This is a genomic window from Acinetobacter sp. ANC 4173, from assembly GCF_004331255.1.
In the GTDB taxonomy this organism is placed as follows: Bacteria; Pseudomonadota; Gammaproteobacteria; order Pseudomonadales; family Moraxellaceae; genus Acinetobacter.
Map to the genome: position 1 here is coordinate 385,706 of NZ_SJOF01000002.1, position 26,193 is coordinate 411,898.

26 protein-coding genes, 1 tRNA gene and 2 pseudogenes are annotated in these 26,193 nt (G+C 39.8%); 11 read left to right on the forward strand and 18 right to left on the reverse strand.

Annotated features, from left to right (window positions below; translation table 11 throughout):
- Positions 1–21 precede the first annotated feature (21 nt).
- Positions 22–513, forward strand: a complete 492-nt coding sequence (locus E0H94_RS04265) for an Lrp/AsnC family transcriptional regulator (RefSeq protein WP_116759222.1) — start codon at positions 22–24, stop codon at positions 511–513.
- Positions 514–588: 75 nt separating this feature from the next.
- Here the strand turns inward: E0H94_RS04265 and E0H94_RS04270 are convergent, their stop codons facing one another.
- Complete coding sequence (locus E0H94_RS04270; RefSeq protein WP_131325277.1) at positions 589–2,121, reverse strand: pyridoxal phosphate-dependent decarboxylase family protein; 1,533 nt, start codon at positions 2,119–2,121, stop codon at positions 589–591.
- On the reverse strand, positions 2,121–3,497 hold the full coding sequence (locus tag E0H94_RS04275) for a diaminobutyrate--2-oxoglutarate transaminase (RefSeq protein ID WP_131325278.1): 1,377 nt from the start codon (positions 3,495–3,497) through the stop codon (positions 2,121–2,123). The genes E0H94_RS04270 and E0H94_RS04275 overlap by 1 nt, the downstream gene beginning before the upstream one ends.
- 470 nt (positions 3,498–3,967) lie before the next feature.
- Here E0H94_RS04275 and E0H94_RS04280 point away from each other — a divergent pair, with 470 nt between their 5' ends.
- From E0H94_RS04280 to E0H94_RS04285, 3 genes and pseudogenes are all read left to right on the forward strand, one after another.
- A complete protein-coding gene (locus E0H94_RS04280; RefSeq protein ID WP_131325279.1) occupies positions 3,968–4,672 on the forward strand; it encodes an SIMPL domain-containing protein in 705 nt (234 codons plus the stop codon).
- A gap of 41 nt (positions 4,673–4,713) precedes the next feature.
- Positions 4,714–4,788 (forward strand): annotated as a pseudogene (locus tag E0H94_RS18995) (hypothetical protein); the annotation flags it as partial.
- A 128-nt stretch (positions 4,789–4,916) separates the two neighbouring features.
- Positions 4,917–5,513, forward strand: a complete 597-nt coding sequence (locus E0H94_RS04285) for a phosphatase PAP2 family protein (protein ID WP_131325280.1) — start codon at positions 4,917–4,919, stop codon at positions 5,511–5,513.
- Between the two features lie 53 nt (positions 5,514–5,566).
- Here E0H94_RS04285 and proB read toward each other — a convergent pair whose 3' ends face one another.
- From proB to uvrB, 9 genes and pseudogenes are all read right to left on the reverse strand, one after another.
- The gene (gene proB, locus E0H94_RS04290) at positions 5,567–6,700 is read right to left on the reverse strand and encodes a glutamate 5-kinase (RefSeq protein WP_131325281.1); all 1,134 of its coding nucleotides are present in this window, start codon (positions 6,698–6,700) and stop codon (positions 5,567–5,569) included.
- A 33-nt stretch (positions 6,701–6,733) separates the two neighbouring features.
- On the reverse strand, positions 6,734–7,951 hold the full coding sequence (gene cgtA / locus E0H94_RS04295) for an Obg family GTPase CgtA (RefSeq protein WP_131325282.1): 1,218 nt from the start codon (positions 7,949–7,951) through the stop codon (positions 6,734–6,736).
- Between the two features lie 264 nt (positions 7,952–8,215).
- Positions 8,216–8,590 (reverse strand): winged helix-turn-helix transcriptional regulator, encoded by a 375-nt coding sequence (locus E0H94_RS04300; RefSeq protein WP_131325283.1) that lies wholly within the window; start codon positions 8,588–8,590, stop codon positions 8,216–8,218.
- Positions 8,591–8,756: 166 nt separating this feature from the next.
- Positions 8,757–9,430 (reverse strand): annotated as a pseudogene (locus E0H94_RS04305) (hypothetical protein).
- Between the two features lie 10 nt (positions 9,431–9,440).
- Positions 9,441–10,160: an MFS transporter gene (locus E0H94_RS04310; RefSeq protein WP_131325284.1), complete on the reverse strand. Its 720-nt coding sequence runs from the start codon at positions 10,158–10,160 to the stop codon at positions 9,441–9,443.
- A gap of 298 nt (positions 10,161–10,458) precedes the next feature.
- The gene (locus tag E0H94_RS04315) at positions 10,459–11,916 is read right to left on the reverse strand and encodes a glyceraldehyde-3-phosphate dehydrogenase (protein WP_131325285.1); all 1,458 of its coding nucleotides are present in this window, start codon (positions 11,914–11,916) and stop codon (positions 10,459–10,461) included.
- Positions 11,917–12,204: 288 nt separating this feature from the next.
- Entirely contained in the window at positions 12,205–13,140 is a 936-nt protein-coding gene (gene rarD / locus E0H94_RS04320; protein WP_131325286.1) for an EamA family transporter RarD, read from the reverse strand.
- 141 nt (positions 13,141–13,281) lie between these two features.
- Positions 13,282–13,878, reverse strand: a complete 597-nt coding sequence (locus E0H94_RS04325; RefSeq protein ID WP_131325287.1) for a lipocalin family protein — start codon at positions 13,876–13,878, stop codon at positions 13,282–13,284.
- Positions 13,879–14,000: 122 nt separating this feature from the next.
- On the reverse strand, positions 14,001–16,046 hold the full coding sequence (uvrB, locus tag E0H94_RS04330) for an excinuclease ABC subunit UvrB (protein ID WP_131325363.1): 2,046 nt from the start codon (positions 16,044–16,046) through the stop codon (positions 14,001–14,003).
- A gap of 221 nt (positions 16,047–16,267) precedes the next feature.
- Here uvrB and E0H94_RS04335 point away from each other — a divergent pair, with 221 nt between their 5' ends.
- Both E0H94_RS04335 and E0H94_RS04340 read left to right on the forward strand, forming a co-directional pair.
- Entirely contained in the window at positions 16,268–17,059 is a 792-nt protein-coding gene (locus tag E0H94_RS04335; protein WP_131325288.1) for a hypothetical protein, read from the forward strand.
- A gap of 180 nt (positions 17,060–17,239) precedes the next feature.
- Entirely contained in the window at positions 17,240–18,682 is a 1,443-nt protein-coding gene (locus E0H94_RS04340) for a diguanylate cyclase domain-containing protein (RefSeq protein WP_131325289.1), read from the forward strand.
- A 39-nt stretch (positions 18,683–18,721) separates the two neighbouring features.
- Here E0H94_RS04340 and E0H94_RS04345 read toward each other — a convergent pair whose 3' ends face one another.
- On the reverse strand, positions 18,722–18,901 hold the full coding sequence (locus E0H94_RS04345; RefSeq protein WP_131325290.1) for a hypothetical protein: 180 nt from the start codon (positions 18,899–18,901) through the stop codon (positions 18,722–18,724).
- Between the two features lie 219 nt (positions 18,902–19,120).
- Here E0H94_RS04345 and E0H94_RS04350 point away from each other — a divergent pair, with 219 nt between their 5' ends.
- On the forward strand, positions 19,121–20,356 hold the full coding sequence (locus E0H94_RS04350; RefSeq protein ID WP_131325291.1) for a pyridoxal phosphate-dependent aminotransferase: 1,236 nt from the start codon (positions 19,121–19,123) through the stop codon (positions 20,354–20,356).
- Between the two features lie 86 nt (positions 20,357–20,442).
- On the opposite strand, the gene E0H94_RS04355 is transcribed toward E0H94_RS04350, so the two are convergent.
- Entirely contained in the window at positions 20,443–20,859 is a 417-nt protein-coding gene (locus tag E0H94_RS04355) for a GFA family protein (protein ID WP_131325292.1), read from the reverse strand.
- Between the two features lie 206 nt (positions 20,860–21,065).
- On the opposite strand from E0H94_RS04355, the gene E0H94_RS04360 reads away from it, so the two are divergent.
- Positions 21,066–21,311, forward strand: a complete 246-nt coding sequence (locus E0H94_RS04360) for a hypothetical protein (protein ID WP_131325293.1) — start codon at positions 21,066–21,068, stop codon at positions 21,309–21,311.
- A gap of 99 nt (positions 21,312–21,410) precedes the next feature.
- Positions 21,411–21,845: a PaaI family thioesterase gene (locus E0H94_RS04365; RefSeq protein WP_131325294.1), complete on the forward strand. Its 435-nt coding sequence runs from the start codon at positions 21,411–21,413 to the stop codon at positions 21,843–21,845.
- Between the two features lie 43 nt (positions 21,846–21,888).
- Here E0H94_RS04365 and E0H94_RS04370 read toward each other — a convergent pair whose 3' ends face one another.
- Positions 21,889–22,335 carry a hypothetical protein gene (locus E0H94_RS04370; RefSeq protein WP_131325295.1) on the reverse strand — a complete coding sequence of 149 codons (447 nt, stop codon included), beginning with the start codon at positions 22,333–22,335 and terminating at the stop codon, positions 21,889–21,891.
- Between the two features lie 247 nt (positions 22,336–22,582).
- On the opposite strand from E0H94_RS04370, the gene E0H94_RS04375 reads away from it, so the two are divergent.
- Together E0H94_RS04375 and E0H94_RS18875 are read left to right on the forward strand one after the other, a co-directional pair.
- Positions 22,583–22,658: transfer RNA gene (locus E0H94_RS04375), tRNA-Asn, on the forward strand.
- 455 nt (positions 22,659–23,113) lie between these two features.
- Positions 23,114–23,239 (forward strand): hypothetical protein, encoded by a 126-nt coding sequence (locus E0H94_RS18875; protein ID WP_264757540.1) that lies wholly within the window; start codon positions 23,114–23,116, stop codon positions 23,237–23,239.
- A gap of 590 nt (positions 23,240–23,829) precedes the next feature.
- Here E0H94_RS18875 and E0H94_RS04380 read toward each other — a convergent pair.
- The 4 genes from E0H94_RS04380 to E0H94_RS04395 are packed head-to-tail and all read right to left on the reverse strand — an operon-like array spanning position 23,830 to position 26,166.
- The gene (locus tag E0H94_RS04380; protein ID WP_131325296.1) at positions 23,830–24,486 is read right to left on the reverse strand and encodes a tRNA-(ms[2]io[6]A)-hydroxylase; all 657 of its coding nucleotides are present in this window, start codon (positions 24,484–24,486) and stop codon (positions 23,830–23,832) included.
- Between the two features lie 22 nt (positions 24,487–24,508).
- Positions 24,509–25,234 carry a pyridoxine 5'-phosphate synthase gene (gene pdxJ / locus E0H94_RS04385; RefSeq protein ID WP_131325297.1) on the reverse strand — a complete coding sequence of 242 codons (726 nt, stop codon included), beginning with the start codon at positions 25,232–25,234 and terminating at the stop codon, positions 24,509–24,511.
- Positions 25,235–25,247: 13 nt separating this feature from the next.
- On the reverse strand, positions 25,248–25,958 hold the full coding sequence (recO, locus tag E0H94_RS04390) for a DNA repair protein RecO (protein WP_131325298.1): 711 nt from the start codon (positions 25,956–25,958) through the stop codon (positions 25,248–25,250).
- A gap of 10 nt (positions 25,959–25,968) precedes the next feature.
- Entirely contained in the window at positions 25,969–26,166 is a 198-nt protein-coding gene (locus tag E0H94_RS04395; RefSeq protein WP_131325299.1) for an NF038104 family lipoprotein, read from the reverse strand.
- Positions 26,167–26,193: the final 27 nt, after the last annotated feature.

Sequence of the window (26,193 nt, forward strand, 5' to 3'; positions counted from 1 at the left end):
TATCACAAAGGGATTTTATGCATGGATAAGTTCGATTGGCAAATCATTCAAGCACTACAAAAAAATGGACGGCTCACCAATCAAGAAATTGGCGATTTAATTGGTTTATCTGCATCGCAATGTTCGAGAAGACGACAGCTACTAGAGCAAAAAGGCATTATTTTGGGCTATACCGCTCGCATACAGCAGCAAGCGTTAGGTATGGAAGTGACCGCCATGATTCATATTAACTTAAGAACACATGAAGCATCTTCCCAACAAGCCTTTCAAGAACTCATCGAAGCGGAAGACAATATTCAGGATGCTTTTTCGATCAGTGGTGATGCAGATTTTATTCTGAAGGTCGTGGCTGAAAACTTAGAGCAACTTTCCCATTTTGTGACAGAGCGCTTATTAACCTATTCTTTTATTGGGCACATTAAATCTTACATTGTTTTGAAAAAAATCAAGGAACAGAATCACTTTTTGCTGAAATCGAAAAGTTATAACCATCATCATGTACATTCGGCTTAACTATTTTTCTCTCTATTACAGATAAAAAATAAAAAAGCCTGGAATTTTCCAGGCTTTCTTTGAACAACATGACAATTAGTCAATCGCTGGCGTATAAGTACCTGCCTGAATCGGATCTTTAATACGATCCGCTTCTGCAAGCACAAGAGACAGCAAGTTCTGTACGTTTTCTAATGTAGCCACAGGGCTTAGCGTCGTCATTTTCAATGATTGCACTTGACCCACTTTAGTTACACCAATATTCGCTTCACCACGTGCAAACAGTTCATCAGCAACGTTTTGGTTCAATGTATCCAACAACTCTACAGGATAGTTTGCTGGCACTACACGGAACAATACAGAAGCAAATTGTGGTTCAACTAAAAGCTCAAGACCCTCGGTTGCTTTAATATAATCTGCAACATCACGTGTCAATTTAACACCGTGATCGATCATTGAACCATACAGCTCTTCACCTAAAGCTTCTACTGTCATCCACAATTTCAACGCATCAAAACGACGAGTTGTTTGTAAAGATTTCGATACTAGGTTCGGAACACCATGCTCTTCATCATAGGCTGAGTTTAGGTATTCAGCTTCATAATGCATGAAACGATAGTTCGCTTCATCTTTAAGCAAGAATGCACCACAAGAAATGGTTTGGAAATAATGCTTATGGAAATCAAGCGTAATCGAGTCAGATAACTCAATCCCATCTAACATCGAACGGTAATCGTTCGATAAAATCAGTGCCCCACCCCATGCCGCATCGATATGCATCCACGCGCCAAACTTGTTGGTGATTTCACGAATTTTCTTCAATGGGTCAATTGCACCTGCATCGGTTGTGCCCGCAGTTGCAACCACACATGCCACGATTTTGCCTTCTGACTGTAAATGCGCCATAGTTTTTTCTAGGGCATCAACATCCATTTGGGCATTTTCGTTTACAGGAACCGTCACAACAGACTGGAAGCCCATACCCATCATTGCCATGTTCTTTTGCACAGAGAAATGTGCATTTTCAGAACAGATGACTTTAACGTTTTTCATGGCTTCTGCAGGAATACCATCGCGCTGTACAGACCACGGCTTGCCGTTTTCGTCTTTCCAGTTTTTCGAGATGCAAGCATCACGCGCAAGTAGGACACCCATCAAGTTAGATTGTGTACCACCAGAAGTGAACACACCTGCTTGACCTGCACCATAACCGACTTTTTGACGAAGCCAATCAATCAATTGAACTTCCATCAAAGAACCCGCTGGGCTTTGATCCCATGAGTCCATAGATTGGTTGGTTGCATTAATCAAAACTTCTGCAATTTGGCTTGCAACCATGGTTGGGCAATGCAAATGTGCGAGAGAATGAGGGTGATGTACTTTTAAGCTTTTGTTCAAGAAAAGCTCAACCATACGATCTAATGACTTTTGTACACCCAAACCTTCTGGAGTTGGATTAAAAGCAATTGCATTACGTAATTCTTTAATGCTACCGCCTGTGTACATTTTGTCATTTTGCAACCATGCCGCTACCGCTTTGGTAGCTTGCTCCATTGCTGACTCATAGTCAGCAATGGATTGGGCATCATTGCAGAGTAACGCTTTACGGTGTTCTGCAAAATCAACCATTATTGAGCGCCTCGCACAGCAACAAGTGCTTCAGCAATTGCTTTCTTAAAGCGAGCAATCACTTCTACACATTCTTCTTGCGTAATGATTAATGGGCAAAGTAAACGAATCACGGTACCGTTACGACCACCTTTTTCTAACAAGAGTTTGTTATCAAAAGATGCCGCTTGAATTGCTGCTGCCAATTGACCGTCTGCTGGTAAAGAACCCATATGGTCAGCTGGTTTACGCTCATCTACAATTTCGACACCGATCATTAAGCCACGGCCACGAACGTTACCAATACATGGGAATTCTTGCGCCATTTTTTTCAATTCAGCTTGTAAGAAATCACCACGCTCTTGCGCATTTTGAGCTAAGTTCTGTTCAGTAATCGTTTTTAATACGACTAAGCCAGTACCCATTGCCAACTGGTTACCACGGAAAGTCCCCGTGTGACCTGCTGGTTGCCATGCATCAAACTTACGTTTAATACCTAGCACTGCAAGCGGTAAACCACCACCAACAGCTTTTGACATGACAACAACATCTGGCTCAATACCCGCATGTTCATAGGCAAACATTTTACCTGAACGTGCAAAGCCTGCTTGAACTTCATCAAGAATTAACACGATGTTGTGTTTTTCAGTCACTTCACGGATTTTCTTCAACCATTTGGTTGGCGCTGTCACAACACCGCCTTCACCTTGAATCGCTTCAAGAATAACTGCTGCTGGCTTAGTGACACCGCTTTCTACATCTTCAATGAAGTTTTCGAAGAAATACGTTAACGCATCAACACCCGCTTCACCACCTAAACCCAGTGGGCAACGGTATTCATGCGGATATGGCATAAACTGTACCCCTGGCATTAAACTATTCACAGCGTTTTTAGCAGACAAGTTACCTGTCATTGCTAAAGAACCGTGGGTCATACCATGATAACCACCAGAGAAGCTGATTACTGAGCTACGACCTGTATAAGTCTTCGCTAGTTTAATTGCTGCTTCAGTCGCATCTGCACCAGATGGACCACAGAACTGTAAACAGTACTCTTCTTTACCGCCTGGAAGATACGAAAGCAATGCTTCCGTGAAAGCATCTTTCAACGGTGTAGTTAAATCTAAAGTATGTAATGGAATGCCACTTGTCAGTGTATCTTGAATACTTTGAACGACCGCAGGATGATTATGGCCTAATGCCAATGTTCCTGCCCCAGCTAAACAATCAAGGTACTCTGTACCTTCAACATCGGTAACCCAGCAACCTAATGCTTTTGCTATCGCTAACGGTAATTTACGTGGATAGCTACGAACATTGGATTCCATCTGACTTTGGCGAGTCAAATAGTATTCGTTAGTAGAATTAGTGGCAGGGTTTACAGAAGAAACGCTCATATCGAATTACCATCTCTGATATGGGTTGAAAGAAATAAGTCTGGTGACTTGCGGTCCTTTGACTCGGTGCTTTATAGAATCTAGTTAGACAATATTTAAATAAATAACTAGGAGCGGCATGATACCGAATTTTTCAGGAAAATAAACAACTTTTAGCAAATATCCACCCTAATTTTTTTAAAAAAACTCTACACCTAACCAGCTCTTTCATTATCATCTTACATTGTGACAAGTGAAAGAAAATATGAGTTTTTTTACTTTTTATGAATTTTATTATTTTATTATTTTATTTATTGCTCTTTATAAAATTAAACCATTGATTTAATAATGTTTAATTTAAGTATTTCTAGCTTAATTTTAATGCAAAAAATTACAAACTCACCACAATTCCTGCAAAAGTTCACCATGAACTGCCTTTACCATTGACCTAATCAAATAAGTTTGAAAAATTCAAATAAAGGTTACTTCTTATGCGCCATTTTGTACTTTCTTCCCTCCTCTTAGGTGGCTTATTCAGCAGCACTGCTTTTGCGCAGCAAACAGAAGCTTTGAATTACAATTTAGTTAACGTGCAAGCCGAAGCATCACGTCAAGTTTCTAATGATGAAATGCATGCTGTACTTTATATTGAAAAGAGTAATAAACAGCCTGCCGAACTGGCAACTCAAATTACTCAACTCATGAATCAGGCCATTTCGACTTCACGTAAGTACCCAAATGTAAAAGTCGAAACTGGGTCTCAAACGACTTATCCAATTTATGACAATGATAGTCGTAAATTAAAAGAATGGCGTGGTCGTGCTGAAATTCAAATTGAAAGTACCGACTTTAAAGCTGCGAGTCAGTTAGTGAATGAGTTACAGCAAAACTTCCAGACCCAATCCATCAACTTTACCGTTTCAGATGCTCAACGTAAAAAAGTTGAAAATGAACTCATGGTTGAAGCCTCTAAAAACTTCCAACAACGCGCACAGTTATTGAGTCAGTCATGGAATAAATCAGGCTACAACTTAGTCAATTTAAACTTAAACACCAGTAACAACTACCCTCAACCCATCATGATGCGTAGCAGTATGGCAAAATTTGCCGATGCAGAGGCAGCACCGATGCCTGAAGTTGCAGCAGGTGAATCTAAAATTACTGTAAATGCAAACGGTACGGTTCAGTTTAAATAATTGTAGATTTAACTTAAAAACCATGTTTGATCAACAATATTTCAACCGACTCAACAGGTGGAAAATATGTAGGTCAGCCATGCACCTTCTACCTAGAAATGTCATTTGATTTTTAAAGTTAATCACGCCTGACTCCGGCATCATGCAACATTTAAAAAAGACTACAATTCTGTGGTCTTTTTTATTTTAACAATATGACAAAATTATGACTCTCTTTTGTACTTTATAAACACCATCCACTGTCATGACTCTTTCTGAACTTAATTTATCGCTTTTTTCGTGGATTAATGCATCTCCTGAAGCCAGTAATGCCAGCATTAATTTTGCCATTTTCATCGCCAATGACTTACTCTATTGCATGATTGCACTTTTTGCTTGGTTTTGGTTACGCGGTGACTATCAAATAAAAAAACAAATTCTTAAAGCTTTTATTTTTACCAGTATTGCCATTTTCATCAGTCAGTGTATTTCACACATCTACTATCATCCACGCCCTTTTGTGATGGATGTCGGACGAACTTTGATTTATCACTCACCCAATGGCTCTTTCCCTAGCGATCATATGCTCATTTTTAGCAGTATTGCTTTTTCTTATTTCTTTTCAACTTACCGTAAACTTGGCATTTTCTTAATTATGCTGGCTTGGCTGGTCGCATGGTCACGCATTTATGTAGGGGTTCATTTCCCTTTAGATATGCTCGGTGCCTTTGTACTGGCTTTTGCGCTGAATTTGTTTGGTTTAACACTCTGGAATCGCTATAAAGAAAAACTGATGGAATGGGTACTGACCCTTCATTTCTACTTGTTTAAGCACCTAATTCAAAAAGGTTTTATTAAATAAGTCCTTCTCAAAATAAAAAATCCCGCTCTAAAGCGGGATCTTTTTTAAATCATTTAGTAAATCGCCATATGATCACGATGAATCATCTCAAGCGAACGTGCTTCGCCCAGAACTTGATAAACCTTATCTGAAGACAAGCCTTTGACTAATTCAGCCGAACGTGAACTAAAATTAACACGCCCAACCGCCACGCGGTAACCAGAAGGATCAACACACTCCACAACATCACCACGGTCAAAATGACCTTCAACGGCTTTCACACCGACAGGTAGCAAACTACGGTGATCGTCTTTAATGGCTTTAACAGCGCCATCATCTAAAATCAAACGTCCTGCCGTTTGCAAATGTGCAGCCAACCATTGCTGATGTGCTGTAATACGATCATTATCGGTAATAAACAAAGTACCCAACATCTCACCTGCCATTAAACGGGCAAGTACTTGATCACTTTCACCGCTCGCAATCAGGGTTGGACAACCGGACTTGGCCGCCAGTCGTGCTGCACGAACTTTGGTGAGCATACCGCCACGACCAAATCTACCTCCGCCACCAGCCATATCAAATAGACTTTCATCTAAAGCCCGTACGGTATGGAACAGTTTCGCATTTGGATTTGAACGCGGATCGGAATCAAACATGCCCTGCTGATCTGTCAAAATAATCAACAAATCGGCATGGACTTGCCCTGCAACCATTGCAGCAAGCGTGTCATTATCACCAAAGCGAATTTCGTCAGTTGAAACTGTGTCATTCTCATTAATGACTGGAATCACGCGCCAATCAATTAGATTCTGCAAAGCATCACAAGAGTTTAAATAACGACGACGATCCGCAAGATCATCATGGGTTAAAAGTACTTGTGCTGTTTGAATGCTGTGCCGTTCGAGTACACTTGACCACGTATGGATTAAACCCATTTGACCAATGGCAGCACATGCCTGAAGACTGGGTAGATCGGTGGGTCGATTCTCTAGCTTCATTCGAACCATACCTTCAGCCACAGCACCTGAGGAGACAAGAATAATTTCATGTCCAGCTTGATGTAGATCTGCAATTTGTTTCGCCCAATGCGAAATTGCATCTAAATCTAAGCCTTGCCCATTTGCTGTGAGTAAAGATGATCCGATTTTAACAACGATACGTTTTAAAGCCTTGAGCTGACGTTGCCCATCTACCACTTCTATCATCTTGTCCTCAGTTACATGTTGTTCGCTTGGAAATTAACGAACGTAAAACACTTCCATATCGCTATCGTCGCCATCATCATCGTCTTCATCATCATCACCCAATAGACCAGCAAGACGCTGTTGACGACGCATTTCACGATAAGCTTCTTTAGCGGCAATGGTTTGTTCACGTGTTTCAGCTTCTAGCTGATCACGGAATGCTTTCACTTCTGCTGCGTACTCAGGATCTTCAAGCTCGCGTTCTCGTTGTTGCTCAATTTGATCCATTAGATAGTACACAACTGGTTTTGTCCCTTCAGACATCAAACCTGAAGTTTTAAATACAGGACCATCCCACTGCATTTCATCTAGGATATGCTGACACCATTCATCACGTGTATCTTCTGCGAGCTGATCGACTTTGTTTAAAACTAGTACGATCGGTAGCTTTGAAAGTGTCGGAGAGAATTTTTTCAACTCAGCCAAGATCGCTTTAGCATTATATGCAGGATCTGAACCATCGATGGGTTGTACATCTACAATGTGCAATAAGATACGGGTACGTGCCAAATGCTTAAGGAAACGAATACCCAGACCCGCACCTTCCGAAGCACCTTCAATTAGCCCTGGAATATCCGCCATGACAAATGAACGGTGGCTATCCGCATCGACTACACCTAGGTTTGGAACCATAGTTGTAAATGGATAATCTGCAACTTTAGGTTTTGCTGCTGATACTGCACGAATAAAGGTTGATTTACCTGCATTTGGCATACCCAATAGACCAACGTCTGCCAATACTTTAAGTTCTAGGCGAATTTCACGGAATTCACCTTTAAAACCATGGGTACATTTACGTGGTGTACGGTTGGTTGATGATTTAAAGTGCGTATTACCTAAACCACCATCACCGCCAGCTGCAACAAGCACACGCTGACCATTTTCAACCAAGTCACCAATAATGTCGCCAGAGTCTGTATCAACAATGGTTGTACCCACAGGAACCATTAATACAGTGTCTTCACCACCACGGCCTGCACAGTTTGCACCACGGCCATTTTTAGCACGTTCCGCACGGAAGCGGCGGGTATAACGGAAGTCTACAAGGGTACTGGTATTATCATCAGCTTGAATATAAACACTGCCACCACGACCACCATCACCACCGTCTGGACCACCAAAAGGTACGAATTTTTCACGGCGAAAACTGGCTACGCCATTGCCACCGTCGCCAGCCTCTACGGTAATGACTGCTTCATCAACAAAGCGCATACTGCCAATCCTCTAAAATCTTTAAAACCGCTTATTCTGCCACATTTTAAAGCATTTCTCGAATAGTATTATTCAACTAAATATGAATTTCCCTCATTATTTTTATAGTCCTGCTTATTTTTATATTTGTTTTACATTGATTTATTGAAAATAATCTTTAAATAACCGAACCATTCAATTTTAATTTAATCAATGTACTCAAAGCCGAACGTATTGAGTGTCATACACGACACTCAAGGATAAATTACTAAATGAGCCATGAATTTAGATATCTACTTTAGGTTTCTGTTCTAAAATTTCAGGCAAATTTCGTTCTATCCAATGAATGAGTTCGTTGACCTTTGCCGCGACCTGCGAACCTATAATCGTCAATTGATACTCCACTTTCGGTGGTACAATCGGGTATACGGTACGTAAAATAAAACCATCTTGTTCTAATGTTTTAAGGGTTTGCGACAGCATTTTTTCACTAATCCCCTCAATTTTTACTTTTAATTCACTGAAGCGATGCACACCTTCACTTAAACAATGCAACACCAACAGCGACCATTTACTGGAAAGATGCTCAAGTATTTCGCGGGAAGGACAAGCTGTCGACAAAACTTGACCCAATAACTTACTGGTTACATACGTACTCATAAACTCCCCTCAGTGCAGTAGCTGCTTACTTTTTTATCTGTACTTTCATTCGGTAAGCTATCAGATTAATCTTTAACCATCAAGGAAGTGATTCATTCTTTTCCAAGCCTAGAGTGGATAAGTCACATCTAGAATATCGATTCAAGTTATGAATATTGGGCTTTGTTCAAGGATGAATATGATGTACCGGCAAATGCATATTCAGCTCTAAATTGACTAAAGTTTTTCGTACGGCGTTGTACATAGTGGCATCAAAACTGGCAATACGATCCATTTTCATTGGGTCATTCAAGTTCAGTTGCGGTGAAAAACGGTGGACTACGTGTAAACCAACGCGTTCATCAAACTCGAAGTAAACAGGTCCATCAAATTGAATCTTCACAGGAATGCTGTAAGCACGTTTAAGTTCAAATGGCACATCCAACTGAACAGGAATATCCAGTTTCAAAGGGAACTTGGGCAACAATTGATTTTGATAAATTAAATCGGTCGTCGTTTCTACAGGCATTAACTGATCAATACGTATCATGGTTTGATAGTCAATATTCACGGTAATCGGTGTTTCTATTTCAAATTTTAAATCTGCAAGATATTTGCCTTTTAAAGGTAGGTTCAGTTGACGATCAATATCTATTTGCGTATTCAACTTGCCTTGGAGTAAATATCTAAATAGTTATCTACATGAATTTTGGTTGCTAAAGCATCTGGCAACATGATTTCCGAACGATGTGTCGAAATTTGCATAGAGGCAATCACGTTCAAATACAACCAGAACAAAATCGCTATCGCGACGACCAGCCCAATAAAACTAAAACACCAAAAACGAGAGGAAGAAAACACGGCTTACCCCCTATTCAGCTCGAACCAACTGCGGTTGTGCAAACTGTGCTGATGAGAGTTTTAAAGTATTCAAAGGAACTTTTAATTCTCCCTTCTGAATTTTCACAGGCAAGGTATTTTGTACGTCCACTGTGGCATTTAAAGCAGTCTTGATCGGGACATTCAATTGTCCTTGTACAGGGATTTCTGTCCTTAACGTGGCATTTAACGGAATATGTAAATTCTCTTTCAGTACCGTTCGTACGGGTGCATCAAATTTTAAGTGCACCTTTTGTTCTAATGGCACATTAATATGAATCGGCACATCTAGATTGATTGGAATCGAGCCTTTTAACGGTAAACTGATGTTTTGCCCCATAATCACTACATTTACACGCGTATCGATGGGTAAATTTTGCTGTACCTTTAAGGTTTCCTGCACAGGAATCGTGGTTTTAATGGGGACTTGGCTGTCAAAATAAACTCGTGGAGTCAACGTTTGTGTTAAAGGAATGTCTAACTGTTCTTGAATTGGAATTTCAGCACGAATTCGCCCTGAGACATTTACATCTAAAGCATCATGAATTTTAACTTTCGCTTGTAGTGGTTCTTGCAAATCAATATTCACAGCTTGATTATTCAGAGGAATATAAATATTAAAATGTTGAAACACCCAAATTGCGAGTAAGACACCGCTGAGAGTTGCTAACCCCAAAAATGCCAAAGCAGCAAGCACTCTTTTTATTTGCAATGACTTAATCCTTTAAGTTCGTTTTTTAATTGACTCAATTCATTTAAGCCATTCTAGGGACAATCACTTTACCCAGCTCAGACCGAGCAATCATCACATTTATGTTGATATGCCTGATCAGCGCCAGCATAGCCTATTAAATTTAATACTACTAATTTTGTCGGAATTGTTGCATTGACCTGATTTGAATATCTGTTGCTATTTAGGTCAACTAAAAGAACTATTTTTGGACATTTAAGAACTATAGAGACAAAAAAAGAGCTTCATTACTGAAGCTCTTTTTTCTTAACCGAACAAATTATGCATTTGTTTCAGCAGGAACTTTTGGATAGCTTACGCCGCCCATTTGTTCAGCAATACGTAATACTTGGCAGCTATAACCCACTTCGTTGTCATACCATACGTATGCAGTTAAGCGGTTGCCTGAAGTGATGGTTGCTTGCGCGTCAAATACACCTGCAGTACGCGAACCAATGAAGTCAGAAGATACAACTTCTGTCGAGTTGGTATAACCAATTTGACCTTGAAGGCTTGAACTGATTGAGATTTGACGAATGTATTCATTCACTTCATCACGATCCACTTCTTTATCTAAAGTTAAGTTCAAAATCGCAAGTGAAACGTTTGGTGTTGGAACACGTACAGAGTTACCTGTTAATTTACCTTGAAGTGCTGGAAGTGCTTTCGCAACTGCTTTCGCCGCACCAGTTTCAGTAATTACCATGTTCAAAGTAGCAGCACGACCACGACGATCCGCTTTATGGTAGTTGTCGATTAAGTTCTGGTCGTTTGTGAACGAGTGAACTGTTTCAACGTGACCATTTAACACTGTGTATTTGTCATGTAATACTTTCAATGTTGGCGTGATTGCGTTGGTTGTACAGCTTGCAGCTGAAATGATTTGATCTTCATCCAGAATGTCTGCTTGGTTCACACCAAACACCACGTTCTTCATGTCGCCTTTACCAGGTGCAGTTAAAATTACGCGTGCAGCGCCTGGGCATTTAAGGTGTTGCGCAAGACCTTCTGCATCACGCCATTTACCAGTGTTATCGATAACTAACGCATTGCTAATACCATAATCGGTATAATCAACTTCAGTTGGATTAGACGCATAAATAACTTTGATGAATTGACCGTTTGCAATAATTGCTTCGTTTTCTTCATCAACAGAAATCGTACCAGAGAATGGACCATGAATTGAGTCACGACGTAATAAAGACGCACGTTTCTCTAAATCACCATCAGATGACTTACGAACCACAATCGCTTTAAGGTTTAAACCACGACCAAGACCAGACTGACCAATCATTAAACGTGCAAGGATACGACCGATACGACCAAAACCGTAAAGTACAACGTCACGACCTTCAACTGAAGTCGCACGACCTTCTAAAGATTGAACTGCATTTGCTACAAATGCATCTACGTCACCGCCTTGTGCTTTGTATTCAACAGCAAGTTTACCTAGATCAATTTCAGCAGTACCGATATTCTGGATTTTCGCCAATGCTTGAAGAATTGGAAAAGTATTTACTACAGAAAGTTCTACATCCATCACACGGGTAAGACGGTGTGCTTTCAAAATCTGAATAACAGAACGGTTAACTAAAGAACGACCATAAACTGAAGTCACGATATTTTGCTCACGGTAAAGTTTACCGATTAAAGCAATCATTTGTTCCCCGATTTCTTCACGGTTTTTCCAGCGACCTTGGTGCTCGGCGTGTAGGGCGATAATAGTCTCTTTGCTCACAGATACGTCCTCTAATTAAATTGTATATCTAGGCATAAATTTCAAAACGCGACAATTGTAAAGGAATTGTCAGCAAGATTGAATCAAAAGCTGGTGCAGCCGCTGCTATTTTCCTACATATTCATTATAAATTTACAAAATAGTTGTAATTCTTCATGTGATTTTACTTGAGCCACCAAATTTTAAAAAAGCAACTACAACCTAAAGAGAGAAGAAACAGCACAAATGGATATTTTCCCTGTAAAAGCGCATCAACTTAAATCAGATTTTACAACGACTTCTCTTCTCTTATGATTGATCATTTATGCGTGCATTGGTTTTTGCAATATTACGTCCAAGATTGCGCTTTTGACGCTGCTGCTTGTACAAATGCAAACACCCTTCAATCACCAAGACCAATACCGCGCACCAAATTGGAATATAAGTCAGCCATTCTTCTGGGGCAACTTGCTCCCCCAAAGCAATTGATGCAGCAGCCAATAACACGGGTTCTAAGTAACTGAGTAGACCAAATAAAATAAAAGGTAAAAAACGGCTCGCCAGAATATAACTTCCCAAGCCAAGCGCACTTAAAAAACCCAAACCAATAATCGCCCAGATTAAATGTGGGTAGTGCAATACAACACTTAAAGCTTCCGCATCAGATAACAGATAAAAAGCGATGGGTAGAATTAAAAATAAATCCCACCAAAAACCACCTAAGTGATCTGATTTAAATAGTCGGCGTAAATAAAAATATAAAGGGTATGCCAAAGCAACATACAGTGTTTCCCACGCAACACTACCTATGCGCCAAATCTCATGTATGACACCTAATGCTGCCAAAATAACAGCCAGTAATTGCCAACGGGAAAGTTTTTCTTTATGTAATACACATCCGATCAGTACCATCACCAAAGGCAATAAAAAATATCCTAAAGATACCTCTAAACCACGCCCATTGATGGGTCCCCAAAGGAATAGCCATAACTGAGACGTACACAATAAAGAACTGATGAACAACCAAAGCAGATAGATTGGATTTTGAAAAACTTTTTTGAATAATTCAGCAATAAGCTTGAGTTCGCCTGACCACCACATAAACAGGGTTAAAAAAGGTAAGGTCGCCAACATACGCCAAGCAAAAGTCTGCTCGCTATCTAAGGGTTTTAAAAATTCAGTATAGCCGTAAAGCACGCCAAAAGTGACAGATGCCAATACCGACAGTGCTACGCCCTTATACATTTTTTCACCCAAACAATTTGCTGGACTTAGTATACCGATAAGTTAAATAAAATACGTCGTCATTAAAATAACTTTCACACAAACCACGGTTTTATGCGGGCTTGGATGATCTATCTTCAAAACCTATTTTAAGCCTTAAAATTATTTTGGTTTGATTTTACTGTGTGCTGTTCGGATTAAATCACTCAAATCATAACCCAGTGTTTTGGCATATTCTAAATATTCATTGATGACTTCAGGCTTCGCTTCTGGTGTACGCGAGAGTACCCACATGTATTTTCGGCGTGGCTCACCCACTAAAACAGTTTGATAGTCATCATCCAATTTTAAGATCCAATAATCCCCTCGTGCAACAGGGATCCAACGTGCCGCTTCTGGTAGGAAACTTACCTGTAGCTTAGAATTAAACGGCGGATTCTTAACAAAAGCCTCGCCTATCGCCTGCTGTAAGATGCCATCTTTTGAATAACACTGATTATCGACACTTACATTACCATTTTCATTTAAGGTATAGGTTGCTGAAACATCTCTTGCACATTTGTTTTGAAAATACATGGGCTTGCGTGCAACTTCATACCAAACACCCAAATAGCGGTCTAATTCAATCTTTTCCACCACTGGCATAGGCTTGGTGTGTGCATAAGCCATAGTCGCAGCACCTAACCCCACCAAGATTGCCCCACCAATAACAATTTTTATAATACGCCAGCTTGCTTTAGGAAGATTATTTTTACGCATAACTACATCCTTTAAAAAGATTGATTTAGTCAAAGCCCAAATTTAATTTCTTAAAAAATAACGGGCTTTGATCCAACACACTGTAGTGTTATGTAATAATTTTGCAGAACATGTGTGTGAACTCATCGTAGCAATTGGGCTTTAAGGCGTAAAATTTCATCTCGCAAACGCGCTGCCTGTTCAAACTGCAATTCTTTCGATGCTTTTAACATCTCTTTTTCCAGTTTTGCCATGTGTTTACTGAGCAATTTTGGATTCGACAAAATATGTTGTTCATCCGCAGACAAGGCTTGAGCCTGATCTGCGATCTTGGCATCAATCTGATCATCATTGAATACTTCACCAGTGTCAATTTCCCTGACAACCTGACGTACAGCACTACGCGGAGTAATACCATGCTCCAAATTAAACTCAATTTGTTTAGCACGACGACGGTCAGTTTCATCAATCGCCTTTTGCATAGAATCGGTGATACGATCGGCATACAAAATAGCCTTACCTTTTAAATTACGTGCGGCACGACCAATGGTTTGAATCAAGGCACGTTCTGAGCGCAAGAAACCCTCTTTATCAGCATCCAAAATTGCGACCAAAGACACTTCGGGCATGTCTAAGCCTTCACGCAGCAAGTTAATCCCCACCAAAACATCATGAATACCAGAACGCAATTCGTGAATAATTTTAACGCGCTCAACCGTATCAATATCTGAATGTAGATACGCGACTTTCACACCATATTCTTTTAAATATGAAGTCAAATCTTCTGCCATACGTTTAGTTAAAGTTGTCACCAAAACACGCTCATTCAATTCTTTACGAATATTAATTTCAGACAGTACATCATCCACTTGGGTCAGCACTGGACGGATTTCGATTTCAGGATCCACTAATCCTGTTGGTCGTACCACTTGTTCAACCACTTGTTCCGATTTTTCTAACTCATACTTTGCTGGGGTTGCACTCACATAGATAGTGCTCGGAACAATGCGCTCCCATTCTTCAAATTTCATTGGGCGGTTATCTAGCGCACTTGGCAAACGAAAGCCATAATTCACCAGATTCTCTTTACGCGAGCGGTCACCCTTATACATAGCGCCAATTTGCGGCACAGTCACATGTGATTCATCAATAATTAACAAGGCATCATCGGGGATATAATCAAACAAGGTGGGTGGTGCTTCCCCTGATGGTCGTCCAGATAAATGACGTGAATAGTTTTCAATACCATTGGTATAACCCAACTGTTGCATCATTTCCAAATCGTAACGGGTACGTTGTTCAATTCGCTGTGCTTCCAGCAATTTGTCGTGTTCACGGAAAAATACCAAGCGCTCTTTCAGTTCTTCTCGAATCGTACCAATCGCACGTTCAAGATTCTCTTTGGGCGTCACATAATGGCTTTTCGGATAAATCGTGACGCGTGGAACTTTTCTAATCATTTTCCCCGTTAATGGATCAAACCAACGGATCGAATCGACCTCATCATCAAATAACTCAATACGAATTGCATGTTGATCCGATTCGGCAGGGAAAATATCGATGATTTCGCCACGGATACGATAAGTCGCACGTAAAAATTCCAATTCGTTACGGCTGTATTGCATTTCGACCAGACGACGAATAATCTCATCTCGGTTGATTCGGTCGCCCTGCACAATATGCAACAACATACTCATATAGGCATTGGGATCACCCAAACCATAGATGGCAGAAACCGAAGCTACAATAATGGCATCCCGACGTTCCAGCAAAGCCCGCGTTGCGGACAAACGCATCTGATCAATATGATCATTAATTGCAGCATCTTTCTCAATAAAAGTATCTGAAGATGGTACATAAGCTTCAGGCTGGTAGTAATCGTAATAACTCACGAAATACTCAACCGCATTATTTGGGAAAAATGCTTTAAATTCACCATAAAGCTGCGCAGCTAAGGTCTTGTTATGTGCCATGATAATGGTCGGACGTTGCGTCTGAGCAATCACATTTGCCATGGTGTAAGTTTTACCAGATCCTGTCACCCCAAGTAACAATTGATTGCGATAACCTTGTTCAACACCATGTACCAGTTTTTCAATTGCCTGTGGCTGATCCCCAGCAGGTTGAAACTGAGTCACCAAATCAAAAGGTTGTTGGCTATCTTGCACAGGTTTTTGACGCTCTTGCATGGTTTCCATCTTCAGCACACTTATGACTTAACATAGTATGGGGGCAGTTGAGCAACATGCAACAAGCATTCTTGGACTTTCGCATGAAGCAGACTGAATATTTAACGTCTCGTTTACATGAACCCTATAAATAATCTATTTAAAAAAGCATAGCCTGCTACTTGACCCATGCCCTATTCAGTTGCAACATGAATCAATAATGATGATTAGATAAAATACCTATGCGCTACCATTACCACGATGAAACCATTGTTAAAAGTTTACCTGAAGATACCATTTTTGTTTTTGGCAGTAATATGGCGGGTACGCATGCGGGTGGTGCTGCCAAAATCGCTTTGTTACATTTTGGTGCCATGAAAGGTGCAGGACGTGGCTGGGCAGGTCAAAGCTATGCCATTCCCACCATGAATGAGCATTTACAACAAATGCCACTTTCACAGATTCAACATTATATTGATGATTTTAAAATTTATACCCAGCATCATCCTAAAACCAAATACTTCATTACTTCGGTAGGTTGCGGCGTTGCAGGTTACAAAGTTGAAGAAATTGCACCGATGTTTAAAGGCATTTCTCATAATGTCATTTTTCCTGTCTCATTCCGCCCTTTTGTAGAACAAACCTTACCTAAATTACGTCAAGCATTCTTAAAAGCAGTCTTGCAAGACCACGTCATTTTCCCAAGCGAACCCCTTGATCAAGTGATTGAACAACTCCCTTTGGCAGACAATGAAAAAAGTCTGGCACAAATTATTTTGAATACCCCAATGTATCCAACCGATAGCAATGGACGAGATCGCATTTTCGAAATTGAAGATATTTTACACAACCTAGATGAAAAAGAATTTCGTATCGACTCACCTTTAGAAAGCCGTATGATCATTGGCGGTGTAATACTTGCACTACTCGAGCTTTACAACATCAATGAACAAGATTTCCTCGATGTTTGGAATCATCAACGCGAAATAGCCGCCCCCAAACCAGAAAATAAAGCCCGAAGATCAGCTCACTAATTCAGCACCATCAACATGGGGATGTGCTGAAAATAAAGTTCAGACACCCCCTTTTTATGGCAAGTTTAATGCCAAAATCATCACAAAATAAGATTTAATACTTTTATTAATCACATGATTTAAAAATGAAAAAATTATCCCTATACTAAGCTCAACTTAAATAATAAATATGAGCGATTCATGGAATTACTCGATTCCTCAATTTTTGAATTATCTCCCATCGCCATGTGGCTAGAAGACTTTAGTGAGGTCAAAAAACAATTTGATCTTTGGCGAGCGCAAGGCATCCAAGATCTCCAACAATTTTTACTCGAAGATGAGTCACGCGTATTAGACTGCGCGCATAAAATTAAAATTCTGAAAGTCAATGCAAAAACTTTGACGCTATTTCAAGCCCACGACTTAACGCACTTACAACAAAATCTGGATCTGATATTTAAGCAAGATATGGCTAAAACCCATATTCAAGAACTCCTGTGTTTATGGGAAGGACAGACCGAATTTATCAGTAGTACGGTCAATTACACCATTTCAGGACAACGCTTAGATATTCAGTTGCGAGGTACTGTTATTCCAGGGCATGAACATGATTTATCCCTGCTATTAATCACGACTGAAGATATCACGCCATACAAAACCGCCTGTCGATTAGAAGAAAAAAATCGATTACTGGCAGAATCAAGATTTAAATATTCACCAACCTCTTTGTGGATAGAGGATTTTAGCCGGATCAAATATCGGCTTGATCAACTTAGAAGCATGGGAATTCAAGACTTTCAAACCTTCTTAGATGTGCATCATGATTTTATTCTGCAATGTATTCAAGACATTATTATTGTTGATGTGAATCAAGCAACACTTGATTTATTTGGCGCGGCTGACAAAGATACTTTGTTCAAAAATACTCATAAAATTTTTGCGAAAGAAATGGTACAAACCTTTCGTGAGCAATTAATTGAATTATGGAATGGCAACATTCACCATCAACGTGAAGCTGTAAATTATGCCCTTGATGGCAGTATCCGACATGTGTTATTGCAATTTACCGTTTTTCCAGACTACAAAGATGATTGGAGCATGGTGCAAGTTGCCCTGACCGATATTACAGCACGAAAAAAAGCCGAAAATTATTTGGAATACTTGGGCAAGCATGATGTCTTGACCAAACTTTACAATCGCTCATTTTACACCGAAGAAATGAACCGTTTAGAACGTAGCCCCTTACGCCCCGTCTCCTGTATTTTTCTGGATATGAATGGCTTAAAAGAAGTTAATGACAGCTTAGGACATGATGTTGGTGATGGACTACTTCGGCGCATGGGCGGAATATTAAATCAACTCATTCAAAACACCTTATATTCCGCGTCCCGAATAGGTGGCGATGAATTAGTGGTGCTTTTACCAGGAGCAGATGAAGCAGCATTACAAAACTGCCTGCAGAGTTTGCAAGAGCTGCTGCATGTCGATAATCAATTTTATGCCAGTCAGCCGATTAGCCTCTCAATTGGCTATGCGACGGTCAAACAGCATGAACGTATTGAAGACATGCTGAAACGCGCTGATCAAATGATGTATCTGAATAAAAAACAGCATTATGAGCACAATGAACGCCGCGCACGTTAATTTTCCCCATAAAAAAAGAAGTGCATACGCACTTCTTTTTTAACGCTTACCCATCGAACGTCGTGTACCACGGGGTGGCATCCAAGTTCGATCTGCATATTGCTCAGGTTTTGGGCGCACCTGATTATGAACAGCTTGGTCTGATGATTGCTCATCAGTCGCTGGCATTGGGAATGGGAGTTTCACCAATGGCTTATTCGTAGGCTGTTGCTTACTCATGACCATGACTCAAATAAAATTGAGAGTATTTTAAAGTTTTTTACGCTCAGTTGCGAGTGACTTCCTACTACTTCATTATTTTTGTCTGCTTTAAAAGCAAAAAAGATTTATTTTACGCTTTTTTATGAATTTGAGCTTATTTAAAACGACGAAGTCACTCTTTTTAGGCTAAGATATTATGCTTTTTATTTTTTACCCTCCATAAGAAGGAATAACGCCGTGGACGTACGTCTATCTGATCGTGTAAATGCCATCAAACCGTCCCCTACATTAGCTGTGACCAACAAAGCTGCTGAACTTAAAGCTGCTGGTAAAAATGTCATTGGCTTGGGAGCTGGTGAACCAGATTTTGACACCCCGCAACACATCAAAGATGCTGCTATTACAGCAATTAACAACGGTTTTACTAAATATACCGCTGTCGATGGTACGCCAGGCCTTAAAAAAGCAATTATTGCAAAACTTAAACGCGACAATAACCTTGACTACCAAGCAAACCAAATTTTGGTTTCTTGTGGTGGTAAACAATCTTTCTTTAACTTAGCTTTAGCTTTGTTAAACAAAGGTGATGAAGTGATTATTCCTGCGCCTTTCTGGGTCAGCTATCCAGATATGGTAATCATCGCTGAAGGTACACCTGTCATTGTGAAATGTGGTGAAGAACAGCGTTTCAAAATTACACCAGAACAATTAGAAGCGGCAATCACTGAAAAAACGCGTTTAGTGGTACTGAATAGCCCATCTAACCCAACAGGTATGATTTATACCAAAGCTGAACTTGAAGCTTTAGCTGATGTATTACGCCGTCACCCACAAGTATTTGTTGCATCTGATGACATGTACGAACCAATCCGTTGGGATGATGAGTTCTACAACATCGCTACTGTTGCCCCAGACTTATACGACCGTACAATCGTACTCAATGGCGTGTCTAAAGCTTATGCAATGACTGGCTGGCGTATTGGCTATGCAGCGGGTCCTGCAAAAATCATTGGCGCAATGAAAAAAATCCAATCTCAATCTACTTCTAACCCAACTTCAATTTCGCAAGTTGCGGCTGAAGCTGCATTGAATGGTCCTCAAGACGTACTTGAACCAATGATTGAAGCTTTCAAACGTCGTCATGACTTAGTTGTAAACGGCTTAAATGAAATCAATGGCATTTCATGCTTACCTGCTGATGGCGCATTCTATGCTTATGCCAACATCCGTCCGTTAATTCGTGCAAAAGGTTTAAAATCTTGCACAGAATTCTCTGAATGGTTATTGGAAGAAACTGGCGTAGCCGTAGTTCCTGGCGATGCATTCGGTCTTGGTGGTTTCATGCGTATCTCTTACGCAACTGCTGATGAAGTACTTGTAGATGCGCTTGCACGTATCAAAAAAGCTGCAGATTCAATCGAAGGCGTAGACGCTGCAATTGCATCGATTGAAGCTGAAAAAGCTGCAAAATAATTTAGCTAGTTATTTTTCAAAAAAAGAGCTCAAATCTATTTGAGCTCTTTTTTATTTCTACATCTTGTCACTATCGACCTATCTCTTTAGGGCTTAAACATCGCCACAACCTCTGCTTCTGTCATTTTTTTAGTCGATTGACTGAGTGAATAAAAATCGGGTTTATTATCAATATAAATTTCCCTGTCTAAGCTTAGCTCTTTTGGCAATTCATCCAGTGCAAACACGTTAATATTACAATAACGATGATCGTGCATACGCCAAAATAAAGTGGTCCCACATTGCTTGCAGAAACCACGCTCACCCCATTCCGATGATTTAAAAATTCCCAATTGATCCTGTTTTTGAAAAACCAAACTGCTTGGCTCAACATCAATACTCATGAGCAAACCACTACTTTGTCGACGACAAAGCGAACAATGACACACATGAACTTGATAATTTGCTAAATTTACTTCAAATTGTGTTGTCCCACATAAGCACTGCGCATGCCTTTTTTTCATTTTTAAATCTTCCTTCGTATTGTTTTAATTTTGATCAATTGGTATTAAACAATAACGCTCATCATTTCACTGTTTATATAGTATAAATAAATGTAAACCCTATTTATTTTTATGAATCAAACATTTCGCAACACATTAAGCATAGCAACCTTTAACTCGATCTTCTAAGATACGCTCACACACAGCTAAATGCCTATGAGTTCATCATGCGCTATAAGATTATCGATGTATACCGACAACAGAATGTTAAACGTTACATTGCTAAATGCTTAAAAGCCCGCTCTCCCCAGTTTATCGTTATCGAAAGTGCTTTAACCCTTTGCCGTGATTTAGATATTATTGATGTTGACTTCAACTCTGATCAAGCCACATGGGCAACTGGTGAACGTATTTCTCTGCATATTTTAACCGGTGCAGACAGCCTCGATAAAATTTATGAATTAGACGCTTAAAGAAGTTTTCCAATCTTTTCTTGACTTCATTTTCCTTAAGGGATTATGTTTACTATTAAGTTCCTTTTTAGAACTCAATAGAATAAAGAAGGATTTCAAATGAATATTAAAGAAATGACAGGGTTGCAGTTACTTGAAGCCATGTGTGCAGGGAAAATTCCTGTACCAAGTATAAGTGAAACGATTCCGATGGCACCCTATAAAGTCACGCTAGGCACTATTCACTTTAAAGCCAAAGCTGATCATCGTCATTTAAACCCTTTAGGTGGTGTGCATGGCGGCTTTGCAGCTACTGTACTTGACTCAGTTACAGGCTGTGCTATTCACTCCATGCTAGAAGCGGGTGTTGGCTATGGAACCATTGATTTGAATATTAAAATGTGCCGCCCTATCCCTCAGAATAAAGACCTGATTGCGATTGGCACAGTCATCAATATGAGCAAAAATTTAGGTATGTCTGAAGGAAAAATCATAGATGAAGAAGGAAAACTCTATGCACATGCTACCGCAACTTGCATGATTATTCGTGCGTAAATGCTATTGCACAACACAGGGAGATGTTGTGCAAAACATCCAATTAAGCATGATGATAAGTCTTTTGCACAGGTTTTAATTTGTAGTTTGGTGCAGATAAGGCTTTGTAATAGCAATAATATTTCAGAGCACGTTCTAGCTGAACAGTACAAGAAGCATGCTGCGATTTCGACCAAGCTTGAGCTTGTAATGGCTTAGACCAGAGTTTGCCTTCTAAAGCATAAATATAAACACGTTCTTGCGCTTCGATCTGCTCAGAAAAATATGTTGCAATCCAACTTTCACGTGCAGATTCAACCAGCCATTTTTCTGAAAACCACAGTTGCAATAAATCACCCAAATACAATTGTACTGTAGCAAATGGTCGTACAGATACAAAAGCTCCTTCCACAGCCGTATAATACAATTCTGGCTGCTGAATCAAAGATAGATAATTTTCTTGGTAATATGAGAATTGAGAAAAAAATTCAGGGATGCTGAGCGTATTCATTCGCTTACTCCGATTTAGCCATTTTAGTGCTGGCAAGTTGGTTTAAATCCACACTGTTGAGGTTTTTGCCTCAACAACTTTCTTTAATTAATCTAGCAATGCTTTTTTTAAAGCACAAGCCAAAAGTTAATTTTTTCTTAAAATTCTTTTTGTTTGCTCAAATATAAAACATACAACTATAAAATCCATATTTTTACACCACTAATGCTTGACCTGTTTTAAAATCTGCTTATAATCGCACTCAGATTCTCCAATAGCTCAGTCGGTAGAGCGACGGACTGTTAATCCGCAGGTCCCTGGTTCGAGCCCAGGTTGGAGAGCCAAATACAAAAAAGCCCGCAGCATTAAAGCGGGCTTTTTTATGTCTAAATAATAAAAAACAAAACACCTCATATCTTTATAAAAAAGCACAACACATGAATGCCAAAAATCTGCATACCATACTCAGGTTCAAAATTGTTATTGTTGTATTTATCAGCTTTCTTATTCTATTCAGCCTTGTGTTAATCAGTTGCCATCCACAAGGTAAGGTCGGACAACTGAGTAGCACCCCACCAGTGTTGTATGATGCTGTTAGCAATCAACCTATTCCCGCTACACAATAATGGCTGATCCCTAAATACGATTGAAACCCATTTAAAACTAACTGTATTAAACAAAAGTTTAGGGGACCACGCTTGGCTCAGCCCCGCATCCATATTTAATAAGCAAAGCAGCCAACTACATTTTTATTTAGATTTTGGTGGTCAACAGAGCTCATGAGCAGATGCTGAATTCTATGTCCTACCAATCTGCACCAATGGAGCATAACCCAAGCCTTCAATTCTTATCACCGCCCCCAATTTTCAATATCAACACAGCAAACAACACAGACTATCAAGCCATTCAAACCAATCGAGCCTAGTACTTTTATGGACATAGCAATGCGTATGTACTTCCAATTATGCTTTCGCAAGAATTACAATTTTTAGTCAATGCTCAAATTCCAACTGGTTATCAAAATACTTAGCTCAGATTAAGCATCAATGAAAACCCAATTACCCCCAAACCTTCGAGTTTTTTCTTGGGACGTAACAAGCTAACCTATTTTCCATTTTTATTACTTTTGATTCCCTTACTCGCGACTTACCCCTATCGTATCAACAAAGGATTTCAAAGCTATCGGAATCTTTCGATTAGGTTACTGGTCTGTATTTTGTTTGCCATTCATAGTGTTATTTGGGATCTGCGCTACATGGCTATAGAATGCTTTTTCTTAGTTTATCTGGTGTGCTTTATGCTTTCTCTAGACCTTTATACAGACTTTTTATGGAATTGGAGCCTTGATTATTGCGGGCTATGCACAACAGTTTTATGCCGGATTTAATTCTGCTTTTTTCATGCAAACTGGTCTTATTTTTTTGATTGGTATTGGAGTTTTTTTCTGGACATCAGATTAATTACAATCCAGTAAAATCATGGTGCTTCATATTATTGAAACACCATGACCTAATGTTAGGCTGCAACTATGGCTGGAATACCACTATGGAAACGGAAAGTTTCATCTGGCGATAGAATCAGATTTGCTTCAACTTCACGGATATGTTCGATACGTTGCTGAATATCTTCTTCAGGATTTTTCAATTTCCCTGTTCGCGCCACATCCAAAGCTAAAGCTAAATAATCTTCAAAATGTCGTGATTCTGATTTAAGCAAGTAACGGTAATAACGCCCTAACTCATCATCCACAAGCGGAGCCAGTGCATAGAAACGCTCACATGAACGTGCCTCAACGAAAGCCCCAATAATCAAAATATCAATTAAAGCTTCCGGCTCATAAGTGCGTACTTCCTTACGTAATCCACCTGCATAGCGCCCTGCACTTAAGTTCGACCACGCTTGCCCGCGCTTCTTCATAAACTCAAGCACTTGCTCATAATGCAGCATTTCTTCACGTACCAATTGAGCCAGCTTCACTTGTAGATCCGTAAAGAAGCTGTAACGAAACATCAGGTTCATTGCAGTACCTGCTGCTTTTTTTTCGCAATTGGCGTGATCTTGCATCAGAATTTCAAGATGATCCAATGCTTCATCCAACCAAGCCTGTGGCGTAGTACAACCTAAGAAGCCAATGACTGGCTTCATTAGTTCATCGTAATTTATATTCGACATATTTGAATCTTAAAATAGATAATTAACGTGCAGCTTTAATCACTGCTTTCATTTCTTGAACAGCTTGCGCCAAGCCAACAAATACAGCATCCGCAATTAAAGAATGACCAATATTCAATTCATGAATCTCAGGAATTTGTGCAATCGGGGTAACATTTTCTAGATTTAAGCCATGACCAGCATTCACCACTAAACCCTTTTCAGCGGCATAGCGCGAAGCTTGTACAATACGCTCCAACTCATGTTGTTGTGCTTCAGGCGTTGTAGCATCTGCATAAGCCCCTGTATGAATTTCAATGGTTGGTGCACCACAAGCTACAGCAGCGTCAATTTGAGCAAAATCAGCATCAATAAAAAGCGAAACATCACATCCTATAGCAATAAGTTCCTGTGTCGCCGCTTTTACCTCCTCAAAATGACCAATCACATCCAACCCGCCTTCCGTGGTCACTTCTTGGCGCTTTTCTGGTACAAAACACACATGCTGTGGCTGAATCTCTTTAGCAAAGGCAACCATTTCAGGTGTAACGGCAAGCTCTAGATTCATACGAGTTTTTAATGCTGGACGCATACGACGTACATCATCGTCTTGAATGTGACGACGGTCTTCACGCAAATGTAGTGTAATTCCTTCAGCACCCGCTTGCTCGCAAATTAAAGCAGCATTAACTGGGTCTGGATAGGTTGTTCCACGTGCTTGTCGCAAAGTTGCAACATGGTCAATATTAACACCAAGCAAAGCAGCCATCATTTTTTCCTAATCATGTTTTAGATTGAGTGTTTTGAATCCAGAGCTGGCGACTTTTCAACGGTCGATCCCCCAACAAGGATGTAATCATTTGCCTATATAACTTCGACAACAATTGTAACTGTTCTAGGTTAAATTCCCTACCACTTTCATAATCCTGCATACTCAAAATCTGTTCACCCAATAGCGTAGATGGTGAGGCCCGAGTTGTTGGAATAAAGCCATCATTTAACTGAAAAGCATAATTTTGATGTGCTTGAATCGCATCTTGATTTGCATCAATTGTAAAATCAAGTGGATAACCTAATTCTTCCAACAATGCATGTTCAAATTGGCGTAGGATTTGTCTTAAAAATAGTGCTGGATTAGCGTGTTTACTGAGTGTTTGTAGATGCTGAATGGTTGCGGAATATTGCCGAAAAGTTTCAGGCATTTCCACTTCAAGCGGACATAAGCGCAATAAAATTTCATTTAGATAAAAACCTGAAAAAAAGGCATCGCCAAAAAAGAAAATGGGATGATGCATAATTTCAAGTTTACTGAAATTTTTGAGTTCAGACTTTCCCGATGCTTGTAAACGTAATGGTTGATATTGTGGTGGCGGGGTTTGTCTTAAAATACCATCAACTCGCCCATATTCTTGGGTGAATAAATGTACAATATGACTACGTTCACGGTATTTTCTATGGTGAATTAAATAACCATGCAGTACTTCATTACGCATGAGGAGTTAACTAATCTTTCTTATCTTTATCATTTTGTTCGCTGTCCTCATCATCCCCATCTGGAATAACAGCACCAACCACTGCTGCGGTTCCTTTCACCACACCTTTCGTGGTTTTATAAGCAATCTTTACAGGGACAGTAACGATCTTGTAGATACAACCTTGCAAAAAAAACACGCAAGCCATAACTGCAAATACTTTGACCATAACACCATCCCTATAAGATTTGTTTTA